The sequence below is a fragment of the SAR202 cluster bacterium genome (genome assembly GCA_016872355.1).
Classification (GTDB): domain Bacteria; phylum Chloroflexota; class Dehalococcoidia; order Lucifugimonadales; family VGZY01; genus VGZY01.
Genome location: VGZY01000054.1, coordinates 1 through 21,102, shown reverse-complemented (window position 1 = coordinate 21,102; position 21,102 = coordinate 1). Strand labels below are relative to the sequence as shown.

At 62.8% G+C, this 21,102-nt stretch carries 16 protein-coding genes, 1 tRNA gene and 1 pseudogene; 11 read left to right on the top strand and 7 right to left on the bottom strand.

The annotated features are described in order from the left end of the window. From FJ319_10990 to FJ319_10975, 4 genes are all read right to left on the bottom strand, one after another. Positions 1-876 (bottom strand): hypothetical protein (locus FJ319_10990; protein ID MBM3934805.1); only part of this gene is annotated, 876 nt, incomplete at its 3' end. Between the two features lie 39 nt (positions 877-915). Beyond that, positions 916-1,983, bottom strand: coding sequence for a hypothetical protein (locus tag FJ319_10985; protein MBM3934804.1), 1,068 nt, complete (start codon positions 1,981-1,983; stop codon positions 916-918). Beyond that, positions 1,973-3,610, bottom strand: a complete 1,638-nt coding sequence (locus tag FJ319_10980; protein MBM3934803.1) for a hypothetical protein — start codon at positions 3,608-3,610, stop codon at positions 1,973-1,975. Before FJ319_10980 ends, FJ319_10985 begins: the two co-directional genes overlap by 11 nt. Further along, on the bottom strand, positions 3,589-4,167 hold the full coding sequence (locus FJ319_10975) for a beta/gamma crystallin family protein (protein MBM3934802.1): 579 nt from the start codon (positions 4,165-4,167) through the stop codon (positions 3,589-3,591). Before FJ319_10975 ends, FJ319_10980 begins: the two co-directional genes overlap by 22 nt. Positions 4,168-4,389: 222 nt before the next feature. On the opposite strand from FJ319_10975, the gene FJ319_10970 reads away from it, so the two are divergent. The 4 genes from FJ319_10970 (at position 4,390) to FJ319_10955 (ending at position 7,340) form a co-directional block, all read left to right on the top strand. Next, entirely contained in the window at positions 4,390-4,656 is a 267-nt protein-coding gene (locus FJ319_10970) for a metal-sensitive transcriptional regulator (protein MBM3934801.1), read from the top strand. A gap of 5 nt (positions 4,657-4,661) precedes the next feature. Next, the gene (locus FJ319_10965; GenBank protein MBM3934800.1) at positions 4,662-6,956 is read left to right on the top strand and encodes a copper-translocating P-type ATPase; all 2,295 of its coding nucleotides are present in this window, start codon (positions 4,662-4,664) and stop codon (positions 6,954-6,956) included. Positions 6,957-6,992: 36 nt separating this feature from the next. Beyond that, a complete protein-coding gene (locus tag FJ319_10960; GenBank protein MBM3934799.1) occupies positions 6,993-7,193 on the top strand; it encodes a YHS domain-containing protein in 201 nt (66 codons plus the stop codon). A gap of 59 nt (positions 7,194-7,252) precedes the next feature. Continuing rightward, positions 7,253-7,340, top strand: a tRNA-Leu gene (locus FJ319_10955). Between the two features lie 53 nt (positions 7,341-7,393). Here the strand turns inward: FJ319_10955 and FJ319_10950 are convergent. Both FJ319_10950 and FJ319_10945 read right to left on the bottom strand, forming a co-directional pair. Next, the gene (locus FJ319_10950) at positions 7,394-7,669 is read right to left on the bottom strand and encodes a hypothetical protein (GenBank protein MBM3934798.1); all 276 of its coding nucleotides are present in this window, start codon (positions 7,667-7,669) and stop codon (positions 7,394-7,396) included. A gap of 3 nt (positions 7,670-7,672) precedes the next feature. Continuing rightward, positions 7,673-8,878 (bottom strand): Gfo/Idh/MocA family oxidoreductase, encoded by a 1,206-nt coding sequence (locus tag FJ319_10945; GenBank protein ID MBM3934797.1) that lies wholly within the window; start codon positions 8,876-8,878, stop codon positions 7,673-7,675. 220 nt (positions 8,879-9,098) lie between these two features. Here FJ319_10945 and FJ319_10940 point away from each other — a divergent pair, with 220 nt between their 5' ends. The 3 genes and pseudogenes from FJ319_10940 to FJ319_10930 all read left to right on the top strand — a co-directional run bounded on the left by FJ319_10940 (position 9,099) and on the right by FJ319_10930 (position 14,195). Then, on the top strand, positions 9,099-10,001 hold the full coding sequence (locus tag FJ319_10940) for a J domain-containing protein (protein ID MBM3934796.1): 903 nt from the start codon (positions 9,099-9,101) through the stop codon (positions 9,999-10,001). A 34-nt stretch (positions 10,002-10,035) separates the two neighbouring features. Further along, a pseudogene (locus FJ319_10935) lies at positions 10,036-12,502 on the top strand (AAA family ATPase). Then, the gene (locus FJ319_10930) at positions 12,288-14,195 is read left to right on the top strand and encodes an ATP-dependent DNA ligase (protein ID MBM3934795.1); all 1,908 of its coding nucleotides are present in this window, start codon (positions 12,288-12,290) and stop codon (positions 14,193-14,195) included. Before FJ319_10935 ends, FJ319_10930 begins: the two are co-directional and overlap by 215 nt. A gap of 80 nt (positions 14,196-14,275) precedes the next feature. Here the strand turns inward: FJ319_10930 and FJ319_10925 are convergent, their stop codons facing one another. Then, positions 14,276-16,039, bottom strand: coding sequence for a CocE/NonD family hydrolase (locus FJ319_10925; protein ID MBM3934794.1), 1,764 nt, complete (start codon positions 16,037-16,039; stop codon positions 14,276-14,278). Positions 16,040-16,183: 144 nt separating this feature from the next. On the opposite strand from FJ319_10925, the gene FJ319_10920 reads away from it, so the two are divergent. The 4 genes from FJ319_10920 (at position 16,184) to FJ319_10905 (ending at position 20,860) form a co-directional block, all read left to right on the top strand. Then, complete coding sequence (locus tag FJ319_10920; protein MBM3934793.1) at positions 16,184-17,494, top strand: exo-alpha-sialidase; 1,311 nt, start codon at positions 16,184-16,186, stop codon at positions 17,492-17,494. 108 nt (positions 17,495-17,602) lie between these two features. Further along, positions 17,603-18,913 (top strand): exo-alpha-sialidase, encoded by a 1,311-nt coding sequence (locus tag FJ319_10915; GenBank protein ID MBM3934792.1) that lies wholly within the window; start codon positions 17,603-17,605, stop codon positions 18,911-18,913. Positions 18,914-19,057: 144 nt separating this feature from the next. Beyond that, the gene (locus FJ319_10910; GenBank protein MBM3934791.1) at positions 19,058-20,242 is read left to right on the top strand and encodes a Gfo/Idh/MocA family oxidoreductase; all 1,185 of its coding nucleotides are present in this window, start codon (positions 19,058-19,060) and stop codon (positions 20,240-20,242) included. Positions 20,243-20,383: 141 nt separating this feature from the next. Next, positions 20,384-20,860 carry an NUDIX domain-containing protein gene (locus tag FJ319_10905; protein MBM3934790.1) on the top strand — a complete coding sequence of 159 codons (477 nt, stop codon included), beginning with the start codon at positions 20,384-20,386 and terminating at the stop codon, positions 20,858-20,860. Positions 20,861-21,102: the final 242 nt, after the last annotated feature.

The window sequence follows — 21,102 nt, the reverse complement described above, 5'->3', positions numbered from 1 at the left end:
CTGTGCGCCGACCGCGACGTTACCCGCGGCGTCCTCCGTCCGGAAGTCCACCGTGTGCACTCCATTCGGCAACGTAAACGGACCCGCATATAGCACGAACGGGCCGCCGTTAATGCTCCGCGTGGTCAAGGCCGGCACGATACCGGACAGGTTGTCCGACGCAGTAATCGTCACGGTCGGGATGACGTTGTGCCATATGCCGCCGCCAACGTCCACGCCTGCCGGGCTTGCCGCAGATGTGATGGTCGGAGCGACCGTATCGACATTAACTGCGACAGTCTTGTGAACTTCTGAATTGCCCAGCCGATCTAGGCTCCAATACTCAACTGTGTAGGTGGCGCTGCCGGGGAGAATGAATGGGCCAGCGTACGCAAGAGGCGCTGAGCCGTTGACACGGTAGAGAGTGCCGCCGGGCCCAATGCCGACGCCGGCATCCGACGCGCTCAGGGTCACCGTCACCGCGGAGCGGTACCATCCCGGCCTCACTGTCTGTCCCGCCAGTGACGCGGACGTAACGGGCGGCGCCGTATCAACTCTTACTGTTAGCTGCTTTCCGCTTGTCACATTGCCCGCAAGGTCCTGGATCCGGTAGTCCACCGTGTGCGCGCCCTCTCCCGTCACGGCGAACGGGGCTGTGTACACGGCAAATGGCGCGCCGTCGATGCTGCGGCCCGTGCCGCCGGGAAGTATGCCGGACTGCGCATCCGAGGCGGCTATCGAAACGGTCGAAAACACGTTGTGCCACACATCGCCGCCAACGTTCTGCCCGGGAGGGTTGACGGTCGCCGACACGGAGGGGGCGACAAGGTCTATGTTTATCGGTATGGTCTTGGCGGCCTCCTGGTGGCCAATCCGGTCCGTACTCCAGTACTCCACAGAGTAAGTACCCGTCTGTGCCAGTGAAATGGCGCCCGATTACTGCTGCGGCGGGGAGCCGTTAACGCGGAACATCGTGGCGCCCGGCGCCACACCTGTGCCCGCGTCTGTAGCATTCAGGGCCAACAAGACCTGGGAGCGGTACCAGCCCGGCTGGCCCTGCGTCCCGGAAATAACGAAGGCATTGGTGACCGGCGGCAAGGTATCCACCCTTACGGCGATAGGAGCGGGACGGTGCTCGTTGCCGGCCCGGTCGCGTGCCCAGAATTCAAGGGTGTTCACCCCGTCGGAGGTGATTGAAAGAGATCCCGGGTATGTTGCCGCTGCCCCACCATTGATCCTGAAGCTCACACCGTCGACGGGGACGCCTGAAGCGGCGTCTGTGGCGGCTAGCGTCACGCTGGGAGGGGACGCGTACCACGTTTCTCCCCCTACGTTGACTCCTGGCTGGAGCAGCGCAATTACGTTCGGCGCAACGGAGTCGATGTTGACGCTGACGGCCTTCGCGGCCTCAAGCATGCCCGCGCCGTTGCGGCTGAAGAACTCTACGACATTAGCTCCCTGGGCCGAAACGGTGAACGGGCCGGTGTACGGCTGTGAGACCGAGCCGACTATGCGGTAGTCCGTTGTCAGAATGCCGGACGTTGGGTCGGCGGCGGAGAGTGTCACCGTCACGGCGCCGGTGAACCACCCGTTCTCGCCCGCAGGACCGGCAAGAGTAACTGACGTTACCGGGAATGTGGTGTCGATGTCGATGCCGGTAACCTGGGCGAAGGCAACGTTCCCGGCGACGTCCGTGCACGATAGCGAGACTGAGTAGTTGACACCGTCCTGGTCCAGAAGCACCGGGGCGTCGCAGACTGTGAAGCCGGACCCAGCGTCGGCGCCGGAGGCTGACACTGTGACGGGCGCAGTGTGCCATCCTCGAGAGTTGACGGGCGGGGTTACGCTCATCGTTACCGATGGCCCTACCCTATCAATCTTGACGGAGGCGGTGTGGCTGACCGTATTGCCTGCCAGGTCGGTGGCAGAATACGAAATGGAGTAAACGCCGTCGGAATTCAACAGCACGGACCCCGAGGTCGGCTCACCACCATTAACGGTCATAGACCGGAACGCCACACCTGACGTGGCGTCTGTCGCTGACAGGGAGACCGTTACGCTGCTGATAAACCACCCGTTCGCGCCGGGTATCCCCAACCGTCTGCAAAGTCACGACCGGCGCCGTCTTGTCCAGGTTTATCCCTGTTACTGTGGCGGACGCCGAATTGCCGGCGTTGTCGGAACAAGACGCGACTGCGGACAGGTTAACCCCGTCCGCGCTCAAGACCTCGGGGGTGCAGGAGTGAATGCCGGAGAGGGAGTCCGAACCGGTTGGCGTCACCGTGACGTTCGCCGTGTACCAGAGTCCAAGGTCCGGCGGGCGGTCCACAGCCGCGGTGACGGTTGGCGGAACAGTGTCGCGCCGAACTGTTAGACTGCCGGCACTTGTAAGCGCCGTTCCCATAAACGGTGATATTCCTGCCAACCCTGGGCCGGAGGAAGCCTCGCAAGAGAACGGCTGGCCGGCAGTGTCCGAGGTTACCGATCCACCCTCGCAGCCGAGCGTCGACACCGGGTGTTGCGGGTCTGCGACGTTCCACGCAACGGCGACGTTGGACCGGTACCACCCGCCAGGGCCCAGCACACCCGTTACGACCGGCGTGATGACGGGGGGCGTGAGATCGTCCTGCGAAGTAACGAACACATTGAATGACCGCGACGTGGTAAGTGTGTTGGAAGTTGCCGTGCAGGTGACCGTGGTCTGGGTACCCGCGGTGAGGTCCGCCGAATACTGTCGGCCACGCGTTCCCTGCGACGCCCCCGAGCCAAAACCGGGCGTGCATGAGGCGGCGATTGATTGGCCGGCGCTGTCATACGCGTAGGCTATGAATGTGGCTCGGCCAACCCCTACATCCGTTCTCGGCGTAACCAACAGGTTGTGCGGCCTCGGGGCAAAGAGATGGGGCGCCAGCGAGTCAGGCTGCCAGTTCTGAGAAGTGGGGGCATAGGTGCAGCCCCAGATTGGAGTGTCGCCGGCCCCAGTGTTCAGACTTGAACTGACGAAGTCCACGTTCTGGGTCGCGGTGTGGAAGAAGGAGGCGCAGGAGGAGAGTACCTCGTCCAGTCCCAGGCTCGGCCCGATGATGAAGCCGACGTCTCGCACCGGGTCCCCGCTCGTGGAGCGCTGGTAACAGAAGTAGACCCAGTCGCTTCCCAGTCCCGCGCCCTCATCCAGGTCCTGGTTGATCAACTGGTATCCGACGCCTTCTGCGGCGCAGTCGTTTACATGTTCGCTGAAACTGGGCTCAGAGGCGTAGACCAGCGCATCGAGGTCCACAACGTAGCTGACCGAAGGCTGGTGCGGATAGCACTGCGCGCACAAGTAGAGCCAGGCAGAGCTCGCACCCGCGCCGTCATTAAGCTCTCCGGGCATCTTCGTGTAGCCGTTAGGGCACTTTATGCCGGAGTGTGAGCCGCTAATCACGGTCAGGTTGCCAATGACTGGAGCGGAGCGCACCGGACCGAAGCACGTGAAGTTCAGGCGAAGCGACGAGATGGTGTCGTGGCCGATGTTGCGAATGCCCAGGTCCATTACCCGCCCAAACGGGACCGCCAGATGACTATCCGATACGAAGCCCGAAGTGAAGGTCTCGCAGGTGCCGCCGAAGTCTATGTCCGAGTAGACTGCCACGGAATAGAGCCCGAGCTCCGCCGCATCCTGCAGATCGAGGAGGACGCCACGTCGTTGAACCCGATATCCCTGAGGCCCGGAATATCGTGCCGTGCCGTGATGGAGGCGCCGCCAAGATTGGATTCGCTGTAGAGGCGAACATACGGTGCGCTGCTGCTCTCGCTAAAACAGTCTGAGCCCAGCCGGAGCGAAGAAGCCTGCGCCCTGCCCACGTTGGTGAGGGCAAGGTCCACGACGTCGTTTCGAACGCTGACGCACCGTCCGTCGAAGTTCGGGTGCTCGTAGAGCGATACCACCTCTCCGGTGGAAACCCTTATGGACGTTGCGCTGTCGTTGAAGCCAAACAGGGTGAGATTCGGTATAGAGTCGTGAACCTCAAGCGAGTTGCCGGTGTAAGAGATTGCCCCGTCGTACAGCGTCACCTGCCCCGCCGCGTTCGCCCAGCCAGGCGAGAGGAAGAAGGCCGCAATGGCCAGTGCCGCTACAGTGAGTATCGTCATTCTGCGCCGGGTAAGTCCGAGCGAGCCAATGGTGGGCGATACAAGGCGGCTGTTCAATCTGGTCGCTCCTGTCTGTGCAACTTGGCATCGATTTCAAGGTCCGCGTTCTCAACATATGCTATGTATCATAAATAGTCGGCCATGCCTAGTCTTTATGGCATTGAAAAAATAGCCATTCCGGAGTACGATTTACCCATACCCCCTGGGTGGGGGTTTTCAGAAGCGAGGTTTGCGGTGCACACACACGATCACGACCATCACGAGAAGCACGCCGCGCAGATGTCCGATTCCAAGCGCGACGCGCTTAAGCGGCTCAACTACATCGAAGGCCATCTCTCCGGGATCGAGCGGATGGTGGAGCAGGACACCTACTGCGTCGACATCCTGAAGCAGACTTTCGCGGTGCGGCGGGCGATCCAGAAGCTGGAGGCGAAGCTGCTGGAGGGGCACCTCAACTCCTGCGTTATCGAGGGTGTGAAGGAAGGGCGCGAGCAGGAGGTACTCGGCGAGCTGATGGAGCTCTACAACCTCTCGGACAAGAGGTAGGCGAGATGGCTATCGAAACGAAACAGCCGCAGTCAACGGACATGGAGAAGGTGCAGCTGAGCATCGGCGGGATGACCTGCGCCTCCTGCGTCCGGCACGTGGAGCACGCGCTGAGCGGCGTCGACGGAGTGAGGTCGGCGACCGTCAACCTTGCGACGGAAAAGGCTACCGTGGAGTACGCGCCGGGCGCCGTGTCCCTGGGGGACCTGCGCTTCGCCGTGGAGGACGCCGGGTATTCAATCGCGGGAGTTGGTGATGATGTCGGCGAGGACGAAACGCCGCGCGACCAGAAGCTCCTGCTGGCGAAGGTCGCGCTAAGCCTCGGCGTATCCTTTTTCATCATGGTCCTGATGTCACTCCCCCACGACATCACGATGGACCTCCCGTTCAGGATGGAGCTTCTACTGCTGGCACTGGCGACGCCGGTGCAGTTCTGGGCCGGCTGGCGCTTCTATGCCAGCACCTGGGGCGCTCTGAAACACTTTACCGCAAATATGAACACGCTGATCGCCGTGGGCACATCCGTGGCGTACTTCTACAGCGTCTTTGCCACGATATTCTTTAACAGCTCGTTCTTCCGGAGCTTCGAGGCGCACACGTACTTCGAGACATCCACCGCGATCATCGGCCTCGTGCTGCTCGGCAAGTACCTGGAGGCTCGAGCAAAGCGCCGCGCATCGAACGCCATCAAGGCGCTGATCGGCCTGCAGCCGCAAACGGCGCGAGTGGTCCGCCACGGCAAGGAGACCGATATGCGGGTCGAGGACGTGGAGGTCGGCGACAGGGTCGCCGTCCGGCCAGGCGAGAAGGTCCCGGTGGACGGCGAGGTACTGGACGGCCGTTCGTGGATCGATGAGTCGATGCTCACAGGGGAGAGCGTCCCCGCCGAGAAGAAGCCGGGCGACAGCGTTTACGGCGGCACGGTGAACACCACCGGCGCGCTGGTCTTCAAGACGACGCGCATCGGCCGCGATACCGCGCTTTCGCAGATCATCCGTCTCGTTGAGGAGGCGCAGGGATCCAAAGCGCCCATCCAGCGACTGGCCGATCTCATCTCCGCCTACTTCGTGCCCGCGGTTATCGGCGCGGCGGCGCTCGTCTTCATTGCGTGGCTCGTGTTCGGGCCGTCACCGTCTTACCAGTACGCCATCCTGACCGCCGTCTCCGTGCTCATCATCGCCTGCCCTTGCGCGATGGGCCTCGCAACGCCCACGGCGATAATGGTGGGCACCGGCAAAGCGGCACAGCTCGGCGTACTCTTCAGGAACGCGGAAGCGCTGCAACAGCTACAGAAGGTCACAACTGTCGTCCTGGACAAGACGGGCACCCTTACGGCCGGCCGGCCGGCGGTCACCGAAATTGTTTCCTACGGCATGGACGAGAACGCCTTTTTGCGGGTGGTGGCATCCGCCGAGGCCACATCGGAACACCCCCTCGCGCAGGCGATCGTTGCCGAGGCGCGCCGGCGGGGCCTGTCCCTATCGACCGCAAGCGAGTTCGCATCGGTCACCGGCAAGGGCGTGGAAGCCCGTATCGATGGGACAAACGTGCTCGTAGGCAACCGCGCGCTGATGGATGCCGCGCTCGTGCGGCTCGACGGCGTGGGCGACAAGGCTTCTCTTCTTGCCTCACAGGGCAAGACTGTGGTCTATGCTGCGATTGACGCTGAGATTAAGGGCGCGATTGCGATCTCCGACCCCCTCAAACAGGGCTCAAAGGAGGCGATCGCCGCGCTGCGGCGGCATGGCCTGAAGGTAGTGATGCTCACCGGCGACAACCGCGCGACGGCGGAGGCCATAGGGAGAGAGGTCGGCATAGACAACGTTGTCGCAAACGTGCTGCCCGGCGACAAGGCGGCGCAGGTCAAGGCGCTGCAGTCGGGCGGAGAACGGGTGGCGATGGTCGGCGACGGCATCAACGACGCGCCCGCGTTGGCCAAGGCGGACGTGGGCATCGCCATCGGCACCGGGACCGACATCGCGATCGAGGCGGCGGATGTGACGCTCGTCAGCGGCGACCTCCGGGGCGTCTCCGCTGCGATTGGGCTGAGCCGGGCGACGATGCGCAACATCCAGCAAAACCTCTTCTGGGCGTTCGCATACAACGTCGCGCTCATCCCGGTGGCCGCCGGCATCCTCTACCCGTTTTTCTCGGACGGCGGTATACCTGATCGCCTGCGCCCGGTCTTCGGGGAGTACGGCTTCCTGAATCCCATCATGGCCGCGGGCGCGATGGCGATTAGCTCCGTTACCGTAATAAGCAACTCGCTCAGGCTTCGTGGCTACCGGCCGAAGAAGTAGCCCGCAGCAGACGCAGATTTTGAAAAAAAGGCGACTATGAAGATCCCGCTCATCGGCAAGAAGGGTCCTGTGGCAATCGATCCCGTGTGCGGCATGGAAGTGAACATGGAGAAGCCGCCCGGCGGCAAGTTCGAATACAAGGGGACCACGTACTACTTCTGTGGCCCGGGCTGCAACCGCGCGTTCCAGAAGGAGCCCGATTCGTATCTGTCCGGCCAGAAGAAGATGAAGATGTAAGTTGACCTGTCTCCGGGCCAACCGCCATAATACTGTGGCCCCCTGCCTCCAACGCGCGTGCCCAGGTGGCGAAATGGCAGACGCGACGGTCTCAAAAACCGTTGGGACTAAAATCCCGTGCCGGTTCGAGTCCGGCCCTGGGCACCAGCATGACGACAATCGGCCGCTCAAACGCCCTCGCGTTTGAGCGGCCTCTTTCTTTAGCGCGCCTCATCCTCCTCGAACATCGCCACGATCATGGAGTTGAAGAACTCCACAAGAAGCTGCATCGTGGACTCCTTTATCGCGTTCTGGAGCGGCGCGGGATCGGCGATGGAGTACGTGCCGTCGTCATTCGGCTCGATACGCATCCTGATGCCAGAGGCAATGGGCGAAACGTCGTCCGCCAGCCGCCCCGCCAGCGCATCTACCATCTCCTCCATGCGGTTGTAGAGTCGCAGGCGGAGCTCAGATTCAGTGTAGGTTCTCTCGGTCATCGCCTACATTCCCACTCTGGCGAAGACAGGTCGAAGGTCGATCTTGGCGCCGTCCCTGTCTATTGACTGAGTTGCCGCGACGCCGAGCGACACGCTGTACAGGCCCGCGAGCACATCCGCGACCGGCTTTTCTCCGGACGCGACGCAGCTGAAGAACGACTCCATGAGCGGCCTGTCCCCTCCCCCATGCTCGCCGCGAAGCTCCTCCGGCAGCGTGATTGTCTCCGGCTTTCCCCCCACCGGCTCGATGACGATCGTCCCGTCTGCCTGGCCCGCGTGGATCTGCCCCGCCTGCCCCACAAGGAGCACGTGCCGCTCGTGCCGCGCACCGGTCGTCGCGAACGAATATGCCAGCCGCACCCCGTTCTCGTATTCCGCGTGCATCACAGCGTTGTCCACGGAGTCCTTCTCGATGTTGTACACACACAGGTCGCGGCTATGAGACTTCGGCCCGTTGCGCTCCGGGCGGCTGAGGTAGAGCCAGTTCTTCATCCCCTCCCTGTACGCCCCGGGGCATGTGGGCAGGTGCCGGCAGTCGCGGCACAGGTCGGCAGCGCCGGCTTTGTAGTTGAAAGTGTCGATGCCGCCCACGGCGCTCACCCAGTGCGGAGGAGAGTCGACAATCCAGTTGATGACGTCCAACGTGTGACAGGCTTTGTGCACCAGCAGTCCGCCGCTGTAGCTCTTGAACCGGTGCCACCGCCGGAAGTAAGACGCGCCATGGCGGTACTCGACTATCTCCGTGGCGTTCACCTGTAGCAGCTCTCCTATGACGCCCGCCGCTATCAGCTCCTTGAGCTTCACGAAGAACGGCGCGTACCTGAGCATGAAGCCGATCTGGACTATTTTGTCGGTGCGCATCGCCATCCTTGTCATGGCGACTGCGTCGTCGATGCTCGTCGCCATCGGCTTCTCGCAAATCGCGTGCTTTCCGGCCTTGAGCACCTTCTCCAGCACCTCGCGGTGCGTGCTGTCGGGCGTAGTTATCACAACGGCCTCAACCTCCGGGTCGCGCAGAAGCCCCTCCACGCCGTTATACTGCCGCAGGTCGGTCCGCTCCAGGTCGTCCACCGCACTCTTCAGGCGCACCTCGTCGATATCCGCAACGGCTTTAAGATGCGCCTGGTGAGGATTGTTCTTGATGTAGGGGGCGAAGAAGCCCATCCCCCTCTGCCCGGTCCCGACTATACCGATGCCCAGCGCACCCATGGACGCCTCCACGATGTTGTTCCTGCGGCCCAGCCGCGTCGGACGTGAGTTTATCAGATTCGGACTGTTCGTTGGACGCGCGAAGTGTACCTGGAAATCACCCAATTTATTGTATTTGCTATAACTTTCATGGTATCATCGGTGTAAGCATTGGACGAGGGATGCTGGCCCCGGCCCGCAACAGATGAGGGCAATCCACGGGCGGCGTCCGGGCGGGAAGATGGCCACGACAACGAAGGACTATTACGCCGTTCTGGGCGTTTCAAGGCAGGCTACCGAGAAGGACAGCCGGCAGGCATTCAGGAAGCTTGCGCGCAAGTACCACCCCGACCTTAACTCCAAGGACAGGGACGCAGAGGCCCGGTTCAAGGAGATCAATGAGGCCTACGAGGTGCTCTCCGACCCGGAGAAGCGCAAGAAGTACGACAAGTACGGCGACCAGTGGAAGCATGCCGACCGTATTAAGGCGCAGCGCCAGTCAGGTGAGCCGTTCACATGGACGCACACAACAACGGGCGACCCCTCTGAGGGGTTCGGCGATTTCAATCTCGAAGACCTGCTGGGCGGTTACGGCGACCTGTTCCGCCGCCGCGGACGGCCAGGGCGGGCGGCGCCGCGGCCCGTGAGCTCGGAGCTCACAGTCGAGGTGACGCTCGAAGAGGCGTTTACCGGGACAACCCGCGTAGTTACGCTCACAAATGACGCTGGGACAAAGTGGATTGAGGTCACGATTCCCGCGGGTGTCAAGACCGGCTCAACGGTCCGCGTCAAGCCAGCCGAAGGGCAGGAGCTCCTCCTGAAGATCGTCGTGACGCCTCACGAGCGGTTAACCCGCGTGGACGACGACCTGTACACGGATGTCAGCGTGCCCATGGAGGACGCCATACTGGGCGGCGAGGCGGAAGTGCAGACGCTCAAAAGCAAGGTCCGCTTAAAGGTGCCGCCCTACAGCCAGAACGGCCAGAAAGTGCGCCTGTCCGGGCTTGGCATGCCAAAGCTGGGCGAACCTGGGACAAAGGGCGACCTGTATGTTATCGTACGTCCGGTGATGCCAAGGTCCCTCAGCCCGGAAGAGCTGGATACCGTTCGCAGGCTCAAGGAGCTGAGGTCGAAGCGCGGATAAGCGCGGCCCTATTTCCACGTCGTCGAGGTTGCACATGAATATCCAGCAGTTCATCAAGAAATGCACGGAAAAGGCACAGGAAGCTGTCCTCAAGGCCAACGACTTCTCCGAGCAGATGGGCCACCCACAGATTGCGCCGGAGCACCTCCTGCTCGCCCTGATAGAGCAGGAGGACGGCGTCGCCCCGCGCGTCCTGAGCGCCGCAGGCGCAGACTCCCGGGCGCTCCACACCAGCCTGTCCGGCTACCTCAAGAAGCAGCCGTCGGTGCAGGGTTCCGCCAACCGGTACATGTCCGGCGATATGGAGCGCGTGCTGGACGCCGCCGAGCGCGAGTCCTCGCGCATGAAGGACCTGTATGTCTCCACCGAGCATATGCTTATCGCGCTCGCAGACGGCTACAACGGGCAGGCGGCCCAGATCCTCAAGAGCGCCGGGGTTACGAAGGACGCGATACTGAAGGCGCTCACGTCTATCCGCGGAGGCCAGAGCGTGACCGACCCCAACCCGGAGGGCAAGTACCAGGCGCTGGAGAAGTACGGCCGCGACCTCACGGAAGATGCGCGGAAGGGCAAGCTGGACCCCGTCATAGGCCGCGACGAGGAGATCCGGCGCGTCGTGCAGGTGCTGTCGCGCCGCACCAAGAACAACCCCGTCCTCATTGGCGAGCCCGGCGTGGGCAAGACCGCCATCGTCGAGGGTCTCGCCCGCCGCATCGTGCAGGGAGACGTGCCTCAAGGGTTCAAGAACAAGCGCATCGTCGCGCTGGACCTGGGCTCCCTGATTGCCGGCACCAAAGTACCGCGGCGAGTTCGAAGATCGCCTCAAGGCCGCGCTCAAAGAGGTGCAGCAGGCCGAAGGAAAGATCGTCCTGTTCATCGATGAGCTCCACACCGTCGTCGGCGCAGGCGCGGCCGAAGGGGCGATGGACGCTTCGAACATGCTCAAGCCCATGCTCGCCCGCGGCGAGCTACACTGCATTGGCGCGACGACGCTCGACGAGTACCGCAAGCACATCGAGAAGGACGCCGCGCTGGAGCGCCGGTTCCAGCCGGTAAAGATGGGCGAGCCCTCCGTGCAGGACACGATCTCCATACTCCGCGGCCTCAAAGAGCGCTACGAGCGCCACCACGGCGTGCGCATCAAGGACGCCGCGCTCGTCTCGGCCGCCGTGCTCTCGAACAGGTACATCTCAGACCGCTTCCTGCCTGGCAAGGCGATCGACCTGGTGGACGAGGCCGCCTCAAAGCTCCGGACCGAACGCGATTCGCGCCCGGCGGAGATAGACGAGGTGGAGCGCCGCATCATGCAGCTCCAGATCGAGCAGCACGCCCTCAAGAAGGAGCGCGACCAGGCGTCGCGGGACCGGCTGGCAACGCTCGAGAAGGAGCTTGCTGACCTGAAGGAGCGCAGCAAGGCGCTCAATCTCCAGTGGCAAGCGGAGAAGCAGGTCTCCGGCGGCGAGCAGAAGATCCGCGAGGACCTTGCAAAGGTCGAACAGGAGATAGAGGCCGCCACAAGCCGGCAGGACCTCGCCCGGGTGGCGGAGCTGACCTACGGCAAGCGAAGGGAGCTGGAACAGGCGCTCAAGGACATCGAAGGCGGCCAGGCAGCCCAGAAAGGCAAGCCCAGCCTCTTCAAGACCGAGGTTGACGAAGAGGACATTGCAATGGTCGTCGGCCGCTGGACCGGCATACCCGTCAGCCGCCTGCTGGAGGGCGAAGTCCAGAAGCTCATCCACATGGAGGAGCGTCTGCACGACCGCGTCGTCGGTCAGGAAGAGGCCATCCGCGCCGTGGCCAACTCCATTCGCCGCGCCCGCGCAGGCCTCCAGGACCCCAACCGGCCGCTCGGCAGCTTCATATTCCTCGGCCCCACCGGCGTCGGCAAGACCGAGCTGGCCAGGGCGCTCGCGGAGTTCCTGTTCGATAACGAGCAGAATATGGTCCGAATAGACATGTCCGAGTACATGGAAAAGCACTCGGTCGCCAGGCTCATCGGCGCGCCTCCGGGCTACGTGGGGTACGACGAGGGCGGCCAGCTCACGGAGGCCGTAAAGCGAAAGCCCTACACCGTCGTGCTGCTCGACGAAATCGAGAAGGCGCACCCGGACGTGTTCAACGTCCTGCTCCAGATACTGGACGACGGCCATCTCACCGACGGACACGGCCGCGTCATCGACTTCAAGAACACGGTCGTCATCATGACGAGCAACCTGGGCAGCCAGTTCATCGTGGAGCTCGGCCCCGGCCAGGAGGAGCAGATGCGGGAGCGCATCTGGGAGGCCCTTGAAAGCACAGGGCCTCCCGGACGCGGTGCTGGACGGGGAGATAGTCGCGTTCGACGACGATGGCCGGCCGGACTTCGAACTGCTCCAGCAGCGCATGCACCTGACCCGCGAGAGCGACATCAAGCGCGCGGAGGCGGAGGTCCCCGTCTTCCTTTACGTGTTCGATCTTCTCCACCTCGGCGGCTGGGACCTGACGGCCTCGCCGCTGTTTAGCCGCAAGGAGCTGCTTGAGAGGACAATGGCGCCAACAGAGCGCGTGCGGTACCTGGGCCACTTTGACCGGGAAGGAGAGGTGGTCTTCCGCACCGTCCTGGAGATGGGCTTCGAGGGCATGGTGGCCAAGCGCCGCGACAGCGTGTACGAGCCGGCCAAGCGCTCCGGATCATGGCTCAAGATCAAGGGCACGCAGTCAGAGGACTTCATCGTCGGCGGGTACACGAAAGGCAAGCGTTCGCGCGGTTCCACCTTCGGCGCCCTCCTACTCGGGTCGTACGACGACAACGGCGAACTGAGCTTCGTCGGCCACGTGGGCAGCGGGTTCGATGACCGCGCGCTCATGGAGCTTAACGAAATGGTGGCAGGGCTTGTGAGCCCGAGGCGGCCGTTCAAGTCCGCGCCGGAAGTGAACTCGCCCGCCGTCTGGCTCCGTCCGGAGCTGGTGGTGGAGGTCAGATTCACAGGGTGGACCGATGGCGGCCGTCTTAGAGCCCCTGTCTTTCTCCGCCTGCGCGAAGACAAGCCCGCCGGCGATCTCGTTCGGCTGGAGGACCTGCGTCAGCCCGATCGGGCTGCAGTCCCCACCCAGTCTGCTGCCGCCTCGACCGTCGATTCCGTTCTCAGGCAGCTGGACGCGAGCGGCGCGAAGTCCGTCCTGGATGTCGATTCGCAAAAGCTTCCCGTGTCTAGCCTGGACAAGGTGCTTTGGCCTGCCTCCGACTTCGGCCCTGCCGTCACCAAGCGGGACTACCTGCGATACCTGGCGGTGATGTCGCCCCACATCTTGTGGTACATACAGGACAGGCCTATCAAGCTGGTGCGGTTCCCGGAGGGGATCAGCCGCCTGAACTTCTACCAGAAGCATTGGGACGGGAAGCTGCCGGAGTTCGTCGAGACCGTGATGGTCTACTCCGAGCACAACAGGGACGACGGCGAGTACCTCCTCGTCAACAACCTCCCAACCCTTCTCTGGCTGGGACAGGTTGCCGACCTTGAGCTCCACGCATGGTACTCTCGCACCAGTCGCGAGCCCGACGGTCGCCACCTCACGACACAGTTCGCGGAGTCGGAGTCGAACATCGAGAGCTCGACGCTCAACTACCCGGACTTCATCCTCTTCGACCTGGACCCGTATATCTATTCCGGCAAGGAGGCGCAGGGCGCCGAACCCGAGCTGAACCGGCATGGGTTCGAGGCGACCTGCGAGGTCGCACTGTGGGTCAAGGCAATTCTCGAGTCAATGGGCGCGCCGGCGTTCGTAAAGACTTCCGGCAAGACGGGCCTTCACGTCTGCGTGCCCATCACCCGCAGGTTTGGGTACCCGGCCATACACGAGTTCGCGCGGAAAATCGCCACGCACGTGGTGCGCACGCACCCAAACAAGGTCACGGCCAAATGGGTCGTCGAAAGGCGCGGAGGAAAGGTCTTTTTCGACTATAACCAGAACGTCCGCGGCAAGACCTTTCCCGCCGTATACTCGCCCAGGGCCGTGCCCGGCGCGCCGGTCTCGATGCCGCTCACGTGGGTTGAAATCGGACGGGCCTACCCAACCGACTTCACTATCCGGACCGCGCCTGACAGGGTCCGCAAGCACGGCGACCTGTGGGCGGGGCTCCTGGAGGCCAAGCGAGACCTCCGCGAAATGCTCGGCATCGGGACCAGAAGAACGGCGAGGGCCGGTCGGTCTTGATGCCACAAAGCAAGGAGGGCGCTCCAGGGAACGGAGCGCCCTCCTGCTTACCCCTTACCCTATACCCTTCACCCTCCTCATCACTCCCTCGGAATGATCGGAAGCGTAAGGTGCGTGCAGACGCGTCCCCTGTGGTAGACAGTGTTCTTCGCTACTACCATCTCCGAGTCCGTGCCGAACGGAGCGCCGGTGTTGAGATTGCGCGCGTACCTCGGGAAGTTGCTGCTCGATAGCTCCAGCCTGATGCGGTGGCCCTTCTTGAAGACGTAGCTCATCTCCCAAAGCTGGATGCTGAACTTGGTTATCTCCCCGGGCTTCATGAACTCAGGCTTGAACTGGTCTATAGGGTTGCCCTTCAGCTCGGCCCACCGGCCGCTGGAGATGCCCTCGCACACGGCGACGGCCGTCCCATCCGGGTACACGTCCGTAACGTTTGCCGTGAAGTCCGTGTCCTTTGCTTCGGAGGATGCCCACAGCGTCACTAGCGCCGGGCCGGTCGCCTCCATGTCCTTTTCCAGCGGCGCGGTCGTGTAGACCAGCACGTCGTCGCGGCGCTGCACAGGGCGGCGGTCCGCCGGGCCTGGGACGATGCCCGCCACGCCAAGACTCTGGCCGCCTACCGTCGGCACGGGATTGCGAGGATCGTAGATGAACGTATCGTCCTCTTCGTCCTCCGTGCACTTGTCCAGGCTCATCGTGCCCTCGCCGTAGAGCGAGTTCGCCTTCCGGCCGTGGAGGAAGAACTTGTGGTACTTCATGTTCGGCAGCGGCCACTGGTTCTCGGTGCGCCACCTGTTCTCGCCCATCGTGAAGATCCTCATCGGCGCCTCGCTGTCGATGCCGTTGTCGATGCCCTTCAGGCGGCAGTCGTACCAGCGGATGTGCTCACCCGCGATGTCCATGCCCGCGTTCGTCCCGAAGCCCACAACGCCGAACTGCTCGGCGGAGCCGATATTGTGGTGCGCCCACGGGCCGACGACCAGCTTCGTCGCCTTGCGCGCCTTCTCGGTCTTCGCCTTCTGGGTCCAGCCCTGGAACAGGCGGAACGTCTCGCGAAGGAGGTTGTCGTACCAGCCCGTCACAAAGTACGCGGGCGCGTCCACTCTGTCGTACTTGTCGCGCATGCTGTACTTCTGCCAGAACTCGCCGTACTCAGAATGTTTCACGGCATCCTTGAAGAACGGCAGGTCCACAATGTCATCCAGCGCCGAAACGAGCGGCAGGCGGTTGTACAGCTCCTCTGAGTTCATCAGGTTCCGGCTGTTGGACTGCATCGTCCTGCCGGCCATGCGAATGAAGTTCATCCCTACGTGGAGTTGGAAAATCCCGTCCGCGTACCAGTGGCCGAAGTTGTCCTGCTGCGCGGCAATGGGCATGATCCCTTGCAGGTACTGGCTCCCGCCCAGCGCGGCCTGGGTTTGCGTGAAGCCGATGTACGAAATGCCGAACATGCCTACCTTGCCGTTGCACCAGGGCTGCTTGCCGATCCACTCCACGGTGTCGTGGCCGTCCGCCGCCTCATTAATGTACGGCTGGAACGTGCCGTCGGAGTCGTACCGGCCGCGACAGTCCTGCATGACAACGGCGTACCCCGCCTCTACGAACCGGGCAATCCAGGCGAACCCGCGGTCGTTCTGGTTGTCGTAGATCGTCCTGTCGAGCAGCACAGGCCACGGCCCGCTGCCGTTCGGGGTGTAGATATCTGCAGACAGCTTCACGCCGTCGCGCATCGGTACCTTAACGTCAAGCCTCACACGGAGAGGCTGCGACAACTTGGTCTGTATCGCGGCTGTCGTCATCTTGTGAACGCTCCTTGATTGCACTTGGGAGCAAGATACTCCCATTGACGGGCTCGCCGCAAGATAGTAGGACACGCCACGAAATGTTCGAACCACTGTGAATTTTTTCGGCAAAGGTGGTACAATCAGCCCCGGCAACCGGCCCACGGTTGTTGACCGGCCGCTTATCGCCACTAACCGGAGGCTTCCTTGAGCAACGTCCCAATGACCCGGCCCGACCTTGCGCTCGCGATTCACAAGACACGCTATTTCCACAGCTCCAGCTTCGTAGAGCTGGAGGGCGGGCGCGTCCTGCACGCCGCGGACACGCGCTTCACCTACTCCGACGACGGTGGCATCACCTGGTCGAAGGAGTTTCACAGGTACGACGCAGCCGGCAACATTGTCGGCGGCGGCGGCACCTCGCTCGTGAAGCTGGACGGCAAGGGCATCGGATATGCCGGCATGGACAGGCGTGACTCCGGCAGAGGCTACTCGCGCATCGTATTCTGGCGCTCCCCGGACGGCGGCGAGACTTGGGAGGCCCCGACGGTAGTCTCCACCCCCGGCGTCAGCACGCACCTCTACCAGGACGCCGCGACCCGCACCTCATCCGGCCGCATCGTCGTTGCCGTTTACGGCCACCTGGGCCAGTCATTCGGCAACGTCGGCAAACCGCACCCGGGAACAGGAAAGCTAGTCAACAACCAGTGGGTCTCCACGGCTGGACACTTCCACGATCCGCACTTCACCTACGTGTACTTCTGTTACTCCGATGACGAAGGCCGCACCTGGAAGCGCAACAAGGACGGCGAGCTGATGATCCTTATGGATACCTCCACTATCTTCAGCTACGTCAATGAGCCGACCGTTACCGAGGTCTACCCCGGCCGCCTGCTGTCCATGATGCGCACCGGCCTCGGGCGCCAGTTCCAGGCATGGTCCAGCGATACCGGCGAGACATGGACACGGCCCATGCCGACATCCCTGTCCGCCAGCACCACGCCGGCCCAGATCCGCGCGCTCCACAACGGCCACCTGCTGGTGGTCTGGAACCAGGAGAGCGAGCGAGAGACCCAGATGGGCTACAACCGCACGCGCATGTCCTCCGCCATCAGCCGCAACGGCGGCTCCGTCTGGGAGTTCTACCAGAACGTGCACTCGCTCCACGAGACCACCCGCGTAGAGCCCGGGCCCATCCGGCCCACTCGCCCGGAAGAGGCGCACTATGAGCCAGGCTGGCCCGCGCCAGAGCGACCGGTAGACATCATCCAGACCGCAGAGTCCCACGGCCGGTGGTCGTACCCTTCCGTCTTCGTCATGAAGGACCGGGTGTTCATCGCCCACACGTACACGATGTACAAGGAGCACCCGACGGAGGCGACAATCATCTCGGACGGCGGCAAGAACAGCGAGTACAACCAGCTCCTGAAAGTGCTGCCCGTAGAATGGTTCTACGGCGGCAAAAAGCCCGCCGACAACCCCTTCCTCAAGCGCGCCCACGAGGCGGCGGTCCCCTGAGGAATAGTGAATTGAGAATAGTGAATAGTGAATTGAACAGCCGAATTGCCCTGGTCCGATAATTCACTATTCACCATTCCAAACTCACAATTCGCGAACGGAGTGAGCATGTCCCACGTTCCCATGACGCTGCCGGGACTGGTGCTGGCAGCGCGCGACACCCGTTACCGCCACAAGTCCACGTTCGTTGAGCTCGATGGTGGCCGTATCCTCCACGCGGCCGGGGCTGCGTTCCAGCACTCGGACGACGGCGGCGTGACCTGGTCCGCTGAATCGCAGAGGGTGGACGCCGACGGCAACCCCGTCGGCAGCAGCGGCGCGTCGATGGTGAAGATTGAAGGCAATCGCATCGGCTACGCGGGCATGGGCCGTTCCGACCGAGCGAAGCCGTATGGGCGCGTCGTATTCTGGCGCTCGGACGACGGCGGACAGACGTGGGCGCCGCCTGTGGACATATCGCGCCCCGGCCTCAACACCCACATGCTCCAGGACGTCGCGCTCCGCACCACTACAGGCCGCATCGTCATTCCCGTTCACGTAGAGATGGGCCAGCGCGCCGGTAACGTCGGCGCACCGCATCCAACAACGGGCAAGCTGGTGAATAACCAGTGGGTCCCAACCGACGCGCAGTTCCACGACCCCACGTTCACGTATGTCTACGTCTGCTACTCCGAAGACGAGGGCCGACCGTGGCAGCACAACAGGGACGGCGGCATCGTCATACTGCTGGACACCGCAATGCTTTTCAGCCCGGTCATGGAGGCGTCCGTCGCCGAGGTCTACCCGGGCCGACTGCTCATGATGATGCGCACCGGCCTTGGCCGACACTTCCAGTCCTGGTCTTCCGACAACGGCGAGACGTGGACGCGCCCGATGCCCACCCCGCTTGCCTCCAGCACCACACCGGCGCAGATCCGCATGCTCCACAACGGGCACCTCCTCGTCGTCTGGAACCAGGAGAGCGCAGAGGAGACGCGCAGGGGATACAACCGCACGCGCATCTCTTCCGCCATAAGCCGCAACGGCGGGTCCGTGTGGGAGTTCTTCCAGAATATCCAGTCCATTCACGAGACGACGCGCGTGGAGCCCGGCCCCATCCGGCCGACGCGTGCGGTGGAATCGTACTTCAACTCTGGCTGGCCCTCCCCGGAACGCCCTGTGGAGGATATCATGACCGCGCAGGTCCAGGGCCGCTGGTCCACCCCCTCCGTTTTCGTCATGAAGGACCGAGTGATCGTCGCACACACCCATACGATGTACGGGGAAGACCCCGTAGAAGCCAAGATCACCGCAGAGGGCGGCAAGGGCCAGTCCGGCAACCAGAAACAAAAAGTGCTCCCCATAGAATGGTTCTACGGCGGCAAAAGGCCGGCGGACAATCCGTTCCTGAAGAGGGCGCACGAGGCGACGGTGCCGTGAAGAATAGTGAATTTAGAATAGTGAATAGTGAATTATGGAACGGAGGCAATCCGGCTGTTCAATTCACTATTCACTATTCTAAATTCACCATTCGCGAGACGGTGCCCAGCAGCTCAACTCATAATTTGTAATTCGTAATTTGTAATTTCTTCGGCGCATGGTGGTACAATCCCCGGTGATCTCCGAGTAGTCCCAAGGAGCAAGGCAGTGGCAGACAAGAGCTTCAAATACCGAGTCGGCGTCGTAGGATGCGGCCGCAAGGGCACCGTCCACGCCCGCTCGTTCGACACTAACCCGCTAGCGAAGGTGGTTGCGGGCGCAGACCCCGACAAAGAAAACCTCGATATCTTCACGAAGCGCTTCAACTGCCCCGGCTACTCCTCCTACCAGGAGATGCTTCAAAAGGAGAAGATCGACATAGTCCTGGCGATCCTGCCGGTTAGCCCCAACCCTTCCGTGGTCATCGGCTGCGCGGAGATGGGTGTCAAGGCAATCCAGTGCGAGAAGCCCATGGCCGCATCGCTCGCCGACGCCGACCGCATGGTTGAAGTCTGCCGCAAGAACAATGTGAAGCTGGCCGTCGGCGACCTGGACCGCAACATCACGCACTACCACAAGGCAATGGAGTACATCCGCTCCGGCGCAATCGGCGAGGTGCAGTCGATCATCGTCTCCAACGGCGCGGGCGTGGAGCTCGCCGGCGGCGGCATCCAGCAGTTCAGCCTCGCCAGGCTATTCGCGGGTGATGTCGACGCCGCGTGGGCGATCGGCTGGGTAAACGGAGACCCAAACACCGAGCTGGATATGGGCGGCTCAGGCATCGTCCGCTTCGTGAACGGCGTCGAGGCCTTCTTCACGAAGGAGTCCACCGCCAAGTACGGCTACGAGGTGCTGTGCACGAAGGGCACGTTCTACGCCGATGGCCAGCGCGCCTACCTGTGGAAGACGAAGGAAGGGGCGCACAGGAGGTCCGGCAACTACGTGGAGCCCGTCGAGGGCGTCCTGCCCACGATCGGCCTCTACGAGAATCGCGGCACCTACGACGCCGAGGGCTGGCGCTACTTCCCGCGCAACAACGACACGGCGGCATCGCTGGTTGAGGCGCTGGACAAGGGCATCGAGCCGCGCGCGAACGGCGACAACGGCCGCAAGGCCCTGGAGCTCGCCATCGCCTTTCGGGAGTCCGCGCGCCTGGGCCATGTGCCTGTGCGCCTGCCGCTGCCCAACCGCAACATCCGCATGGTCCCCGCCCCAACCCGAATGGGCAACAAGAAAGAGTCCAAGGAGGCTTCAGGGTACATGATCTCTCTGATGTCGATAAAGAAATAGGGCGAGCCGCCGCTATTGGCCCAGGATAGGTGCTGCCGGTCAGACTTCGACCGGCGGCAAGGAGGCGCATTCTATGGCGACCCAGACCTCCCTCAATCTCTTTTTCCAGCGCCAGCGCCACATTTCCACGCACACGTCGATATGGGGCAAAGGGACGATACACCTCGCCGTCGCTTCGTACCTGACGGCCGAGCCGCCCCGAAGGAGCTGGTGACCTCCGCCCGGGCCGTCGTCCTCAAGGGCGATACCGTCCTGGTCAGCACCAACAAGGACGATAGGCACCTCCTGCCCGGAGGCCGGGTCGAGCCAGGAGAGACCTACGAAGAGACAGTCCGGAGGGAGCTCCTGGAGGAGGCTGGCGTAGAGGTACGGCCTCTCCGCCAGGTCGGCATCGTCCACCTCCACCACACAAGTCCGAAGCCCTCCAACTACAAGTACATCTACCCAGACTTTCTGTGGGCGGTCTACCACGCCGAACACGTCAGGGACGTGCCGGAGGCAAAGGTGCCGGACGACTACGAGATCTCGTCGGAGCTCGTGCCAATCGCCTCGCTGGTTGAGAAGGACTTCGGCGACCACGAGATCGCGTACCTAAAGGCGGCGACGGGGCGAAGTTAGGTCACTGAACAGGTTGTAAGGGTCCTCGCCCGGCGACTTCATGTCTTAGGTTCCCCAACGGCCTGAAGGGCCGTGTTCCCTGAGCCCAGCCCAACGGGCTGGGTAAGGTCCGGCAAACCAGACGGCCTTGTAAGATAAAAAGAGACTGGCTGATGTATAAAATGTGAGATAGCGCGGCAGGCCGATCAGGCCTTGGTCCGACATTGTCGAGACCGTCCTTCAGCGAGGCCGCCGCGCAAATC